The following is a 6,255-nucleotide window of genomic DNA, read 5'->3' as shown; positions in this document are numbered from 1 at the left end:
TGGGAGGGTGGTCATATCCAAAACTGGGCAATGGTTATGAACCAACTTCTTCTTCAAGTTGAGCTAAAAGATAGAGTGTTAAAGTACCTTGAGTAAGAGGGACTTACACACTTTATTTGACAAACCCATAACTTCTCCATTTCTCTTAAAGGGATTCTTCATTTAAAAACGTTTCATCATTCTTCGGCTTTTGATATAAATTAATTCGCTCTTGAACATTATCACTTTCATTAGGATCCCACCACTCAATTATCATATAAACACTACTTAATTCATCAAAATCAATGGGGGCGCCACCTTCTAATGTTCCGGTCGTTTGCTCTTTAATATCTGCGCGTCCAGAGACTGAGCCAGCATGAATTTTATGATCTACGCCATTAATAACCGCATATGTATCAAAGCTAAAGGAATCTGTAATATATTTATTTTCTTCCTTCATTATCAGCTTTCCATTTCCGACCTTTATTTCATCTGGGGTTAATATTATTTCATAACCAGACAATCTCCAAGTCTCACTATCGCCCAACAGGGATAAATAATAATTCGTTTCCAATTGCTGATCCTGACATGCAAATAAAATGAAAAGCAACGGAACTAAACTAAATAAAACCTTTTTCACTATCGGAATCCCCTTTCATTACAACCGTTCCTTTATCTTAAAGAAATAGTTTAAATCATTCCAAAAGTTCTATTTTTAATATAACATAGATTTAAGGGGAAATTTGGTAAAGGCGATGAAGGATACTGAGAAATGAAAAAGAAATTATGGATACTAATTCTAATTTAATTAATTACAATTGGTGGAGGTTACACCACTCAGACTTCAACGTTTAATTCATTTTCTAAGAATGTGATTAACCTTAATAGAAAGTATAACGACAGGGTGATTTTATGAACATTAAGTTATCATTTATTTTAAACACTGTTAAACCAAATGAAACTGAATCACAATATTCTTCTTACGACATTGGATTTATTGAGGGCGAGTTAAAGATTTCGCTAAATGAAAGAGTATTTTTCTACGACCCATACATCAATCTTGCGGAGCTGGGAATTCAATTGGGAGAGTGGATCCAACAAGTACAAAAAGGATATAGAGTAAATATGAATTATGAGACAATTGATCACGATGAGGTAATTCTTAACTTTCTTCATGTAGCTAAGGACAATTGGCATATTTTTTCAATCTGGCAGGATTTCGAGTCTAAAGAATTCATAACTACTGCGAAATTAGTGGAAGCTGTTAAGGAATATTTATATGGTTTAAACAATGAACTCAAAGCAATAGACTATGTTGTAAAACTTGATAAATACCTAAAATAAAATGGAATTTTAGTAGGGTAAACCTTGCTCTCAAAGGCTTTCCTTAAAGTTTAACAAAGCCTTAATTAAAAAAGGAATAAAGCCAGAAGCAATTTGATTGAGGGGAATGTATGATTTTAAAATCATTTTATGTTGAAGCTCCAAGTGGATTTCGGATCGAAGCTTTGTCAAAGTGAAGTTATTGAACAACAGACACAAAAGGGCTAATTCCGAGCCCTTTTATGCCAACTCAATCTTATAAACTCCACGATTCGTTGTAAGAACAAATGTCTCCCCATTAAATTCATAGAGGGAGTCATCCTGCAGGGGGATTTCATAATTCGATGATGGGAGTGATACATTACTCATAGTAGTCAGTGTTTCTATTTGGCCATCTCCATGTAAAAGTAAGCTATGTTTCGGTACGTAGTCATCGATTCTGCGCAAGTTTTGGTCATAGGAAATATTTTGCAGATTCAATACTGTTTGATCGACATCATCTAATTCGTGCTTGGTAATTTTAATTGTTCTTCCGCTCCACTGTCGAAGCAATACATTAAACTCTTCAACAGATAAAAATTCATGATCCATAGAATCCCTCCTGACTTTAAATTCTCCTACATTCAAAGTAAATATGCAGATTAAAATTTTATTCCAAGTGAATAAAGATAGTAGAATAATTAGCTTCCGCCTTTCAAGCTTGTTACAATAAGAATCCATCTATATTTTCTGTATAATGTGAAACTTAATGAATTATCAATTCGTAAACAAATACAGGTGGTGATCATTATAAATAACAATATTCTATTAGAGGGTGCAAAAAAAATTTGGTGCTGATCGTTCAGACTTAAAATTAATTGGAAGATTTTCAAAAAATACAGACCAATAGAATTTATGAAATCTAGAAGTGCCTAACAGTCACAAACGAGTTTACGTATCTAAAAGCTATAATAGATAGAAGGAGAGGAAAAGATGCATCATCAAATAGGACTTTCTGGAAGTACAATTATGACAGATCCTGAGAAAATCCCTTTATTATTTAATAAGGATAATGTGAGTCATATTGAAATTGGCGAATTTCCAAGTGAGGATTCCTTTAATTATTTCATAGAGTTAATGAATAAAGAAAATAAAACGTTTGGACTGCATTCTCCTTTGTACAGAAATCAAAGTAAATACGATTTGCTGGAAAAGGTAAATTACGAACCGGAACAGGCTTGGAGACAGTTTGAATCGGAAGTTAACTATATGTCCAAGTTAGGCGCGGCTTATATTTTAGTACACTTTCCTTACTTCAAAGAAGAAAAAGACATTGATTCTGCTGAAATTATTGAAAGCGGATTAAAAAGATTGCATCAGCTGCAAGAAAGATATTCTATACCAATTGTTTGCGAACCAAAATTAGGTCTTAACAGATCCGCGTTTGGTATAAAAGCACTGGATGAATTTCCAATTGAGATTTGGGATAGGTATGGAATAAAACTTTGCATTGATATCGGGGATTATGTATTAGCGGTTGGCGATGAAGCAATAGATTATATCGAAAAGTGGAAAAAGTATGTAAAGGTAGTGCATTTACACAACGTAGAGTTTCACAATGATAAATATATTTGGGTTCCTGTTCATCCATCTCACGAAAATAGCAATTCGCATTTTAATTTAAAGAATTTAATTTATCAGCTATCGACAAATCCAGGTGTGTTTTTTATTTTTGAACATACGCCACATACAAATCCGACAGAAGCCTTTGTTAATGAAGGGATTGACTGGGTGAAAGATATAATAGGTGACTAACCAAATTTAAGACTTAGCAATGATTATTTAGAGGAGGAATTTATCATGGAATTTACGCACACTCGATTGCTTGTAGATAATTATAAAGAATGTTTTTTATTCTATAGAGATGTATTAGGATTTAACGTGTCTTGGGGCGATGAGAATTCTAATTATGCCGATTTTAAATTTAATGGAGCTACTTTAGGTGTTTTTGATCGTAAACAGATGATTAAAGCAATTGGTGGAGATTATTCTACTGATATTGAAAAAGTAGATAGGACAGCTTTAATTTTTAGTGTAGAAAGCGTGGAAGAATCATATCAAGCATTAAAAAATAAAGTAAATTTTATTACGAAACCAACCGAACAAAAGAATTGGGGTATTAAGGTAGCGCATTTTAGGGATCCTGCTGGGTCACTGATAGAAATTTATGAAAGCATCGAAATGAGCACAGAATTTTAATTGTGTGAAAGGACAGATTTTCAAAAATAATATAATTATTTAGTAAGTAAAAATAGAAAGGGAGCGTTTAAATGGTTGGTATTACAGACGCTTGGTTCACAGTGACACAAATAGACGATACTACGTTTGCTATTAGTGAATACGGACATTGGGAAAAAGTCCACTCCTTTTTGTTAATTGGTGATGAGAGGGCAGCATTAATTGATACAGGACTGGGGATTGACAACATCAAGCGAATTACTGACCAACTAACAAGCCTGCCAATTATTGTTCTAACGACCCATGTGCACTGGGATCATATTGGAAGCCATTCTGAATTTAAGGATGTCTATGTCCATAAGCATGAAGAAGACTGGCTTATCAATGGAATTAAGCAACTTTCCATAGAGCAAATAAGAAAAGATGTAAGTCGTGATATTACAATACCCACTCCAGAAACATTTAATCCTGTTACATACAGACCTTATCAAGGAAAGCCTACTGGATTATTGAATGATGGGGATAAAATAGAGATAGGTAATAGAAAATTGACGATTTACCATACGCCTGGCCATTCTCCAGGTCATATCTCTATATTAGATAATAGTAATGGTTATTTGTTTACAGGAGATTTACTGTATGATCAGACTCCAGTCTATGCTTTCTTTCCTACAACTAATCCGATGGAGTTAGTACAATCATTGGAAAGAATCTCAACGATTCCCCACGTAACGAAGATTTTTGGTGGACATAATACGATAGGGCTGAATCCCAATCTTTTACAAGAAGTGAAAAATGCAGCAAAAGAGCTAAGAGATGAAGGACTTATAAAATTTGGGACTGGTATTCACCAATTCAAAGGGTTCCGTGTTCAATTTTAAAGAAATTCTTATAGCTAGTAGGATATCTTAAGAGAAGTATTAGAGGTATCAAAATCATCTAAACTTCAGTTTTTGAGGTGGTTTTTAAATGCCGAATATTAAAGGTAATTATGTTTTAGTTGCTACATTCACAAGCTCGAGTGGCACTGCTCAATATGTGGGAAACATGTTGATTCAATAAATGTAATTTACTTGCTAAAGCAAAAGGAGAATTATCTATCATGATTAAAGGATTATACGAAGCGCATTTACCAGTCAGTAACTTAAAACGGTCAATTGAATTTTATGAAAATCTAGGTCTCGAGCTTGATCATATTGTTGAGGAGAGGCTGGCATTTTTATGGATTGAAAGAGACAAAAGTTGGCTTGGATTATGGGAATCAGAAAATGTACAGCTAGAATACCATCCTTCGATAAGACATATCGCATTTCAAGTAACATTAGAAGACCTTAAGAAATCAGTTGGTTGGTTACAAAGTATAGGATATGAACCAAGGGAGGCATTTGGTTTTAAACCCGTAGAACCGTTCGTAATGCCACATGAAAGCTACGCTCATGCTAAAATCCATTTCAATGATCCAGATGGCAATAGTTTAGAACTAATTTGCAAACTAGAAAATCCTAAAAAGATAGCCAAACGGATGTATTTAAGCGAGTGGGAACAATTGAATTCACATACATAAAATTAATTAAATGATGAGAGTTTGCAGCATGGGATAAACAGCGATAATTCATATTATTTTATAGACTGGGGCCTTTAACGAGGATTAGTCTATTTATTTAATTTCGTATAAAACGATAGACTTTCAATTAAATTTGATGTAATATATAAATTGCATATGCAAACTATATATTACATTTAAGTGGGATAGAATGATGAAAAATAATGTGAAAATAACTAGAATGAAAGCCTCAATCACCCAAGAGCAGTTAGCAAAAAGAATAGGAGTAACAAGACAGACAATCGGTCTTATTGAGAAAGGAGAATATAATCCTAGTCTGCATCTATGTGTCGCAATAGCAAAAGAGCTTAATAAGACATTAGACGATTTATTTTGGGAGGTGGATGATTCATGAAGTCTTGGATATCTTTTTTAATACCAGAAGACGAGTATAAAGAAAAAAAGATGCTGTATTTCTTCTCAGAGGGTGCAATTCTTCTGTTCCTTTTTCTTATTACAATGATTATTTGCAACAAATATTTCGATTTGAACTTAGACATGGTTTTGATGTTCTGCATTGCAGTCTTTCTTATTTATGTGTTTGGAAGGTATATTTTATCTGGTATCGAGTATACAGATATTGCAACAGAACAGGCTTATAAGAAAGAGTTAAAAGTTATATGTATAAAGACGATTAATTTTGTAGTTATCTTTATGCTGCTATATTTTATTTTTACCGGTTTACCGAGCAATCAAATGGAATGGATTGAAATATTAGGATTATTATTAAGTCTTAGCTTTCTTTGGTTTTTCACTAGCTTTATATCGTTAAAGCGCTCCTATATGAAGAATAAAGAATTGTTATAAAACAAGTTTTTATTTTGTAATACGTTCCTGTAGTAAAGTTTACAGCACAATGCAACTTATATCGTAACGACCCGCAATCTCTTGAATGGATAGCGGGTCTGTTTATTTTCTTTGTTAAAGCGGTCTATAAAAAAACTAATGCGAAAGCTGTCTTTCAACTAATTAATTCTATCACCACCTTACCAAAAATAATTTAAACCAGTTGCCTATTATTCCTCGCTCGAATCACCATGTAAAAGCAACATGCCCTTACTCACCTTGTTTACAAATACGGTTATATTTTAAAACCTTTTAGTAAATACTTTCATATAAAGGAAAATAAGGTG

Annotated in this window: 9 protein-coding genes; 7 read left to right on the top strand and 2 right to left on the bottom strand. The window is 33.2% G+C overall.

All coding sequences use genetic code 11. The features are described 5' to 3' along the window. Positions 1 to 145: 145 nt before the first annotated feature. The gene (locus D1B32_RS21880; protein ID WP_118890406.1) at positions 146 to 619 is read right to left on the bottom strand and encodes a hypothetical protein; all 474 of its coding nucleotides are present in this window, start codon (positions 617 to 619) and stop codon (positions 146 to 148) included. Between the two features lie 272 nt (positions 620 to 891). On the opposite strand from D1B32_RS21880, the gene D1B32_RS21875 reads away from it, so the two are divergent. Next, positions 892 to 1,323 carry a DUF7878 domain-containing protein gene (locus tag D1B32_RS21875; protein ID WP_095313804.1) on the top strand — a complete coding sequence of 144 codons (432 nt, stop codon included), beginning with the start codon at positions 892 to 894 and terminating at the stop codon, positions 1,321 to 1,323. Positions 1,324 to 1,542: 219 nt separating this feature from the next. On the opposite strand, the gene ymzB is transcribed toward D1B32_RS21875, so the two are convergent. Further along, positions 1,543 to 1,893, bottom strand: a complete 351-nt coding sequence (ymzB, locus tag D1B32_RS21870) for a protein YmzB (protein ID WP_095313802.1) — start codon at positions 1,891 to 1,893, stop codon at positions 1,543 to 1,545. Positions 1,894 to 2,274: 381 nt separating this feature from the next. On the opposite strand from ymzB, the gene D1B32_RS21865 reads away from it, so the two are divergent. From D1B32_RS21865 to D1B32_RS21840, 6 genes are all read left to right on the top strand, one after another. Then, positions 2,275 to 3,096 carry a TIM barrel protein gene (locus tag D1B32_RS21865; protein WP_095313800.1) on the top strand — a complete coding sequence of 274 codons (822 nt, stop codon included), beginning with the start codon at positions 2,275 to 2,277 and terminating at the stop codon, positions 3,094 to 3,096. A gap of 45 nt (positions 3,097 to 3,141) precedes the next feature. Next, positions 3,142 to 3,540 carry a VOC family protein gene (locus D1B32_RS21860; protein ID WP_095313798.1) on the top strand — a complete coding sequence of 133 codons (399 nt, stop codon included), beginning with the start codon at positions 3,142 to 3,144 and terminating at the stop codon, positions 3,538 to 3,540. A 71-nt stretch (positions 3,541 to 3,611) separates the two neighbouring features. Next, positions 3,612 to 4,400 carry an MBL fold metallo-hydrolase gene (locus tag D1B32_RS21855; protein WP_095313796.1) on the top strand — a complete coding sequence of 263 codons (789 nt, stop codon included), beginning with the start codon at positions 3,612 to 3,614 and terminating at the stop codon, positions 4,398 to 4,400. 221 nt (positions 4,401 to 4,621) lie between these two features. Continuing rightward, positions 4,622 to 5,083, top strand: coding sequence for a VOC family protein (locus D1B32_RS21850; protein WP_095313794.1), 462 nt, complete (start codon positions 4,622 to 4,624; stop codon positions 5,081 to 5,083). Positions 5,084 to 5,276: 193 nt separating this feature from the next. After that, positions 5,277 to 5,477: a helix-turn-helix transcriptional regulator gene (locus D1B32_RS21845; RefSeq protein ID WP_095313806.1), complete on the top strand. Its 201-nt coding sequence runs from the start codon at positions 5,277 to 5,279 to the stop codon at positions 5,475 to 5,477. After that, complete coding sequence (locus D1B32_RS21840; RefSeq protein ID WP_095313792.1) at positions 5,474 to 5,929, top strand: DUF3278 domain-containing protein; 456 nt, start codon at positions 5,474 to 5,476, stop codon at positions 5,927 to 5,929. Before D1B32_RS21845 ends, D1B32_RS21840 begins: the two co-directional genes overlap by 4 nt. Positions 5,930 to 6,255: the final 326 nt, after the last annotated feature.

The sequence above is a fragment of the Oceanobacillus profundus genome (genome assembly GCF_003515705.1).
Lineage (GTDB): Bacteria > Bacillota > Bacilli > Bacillales > Amphibacillaceae > Oceanobacillus > Oceanobacillus profundus.
The sequence above is the reverse complement of the archived record's forward strand: the minus strand, read 5'-3'. Positions and strand labels throughout refer to the sequence as shown.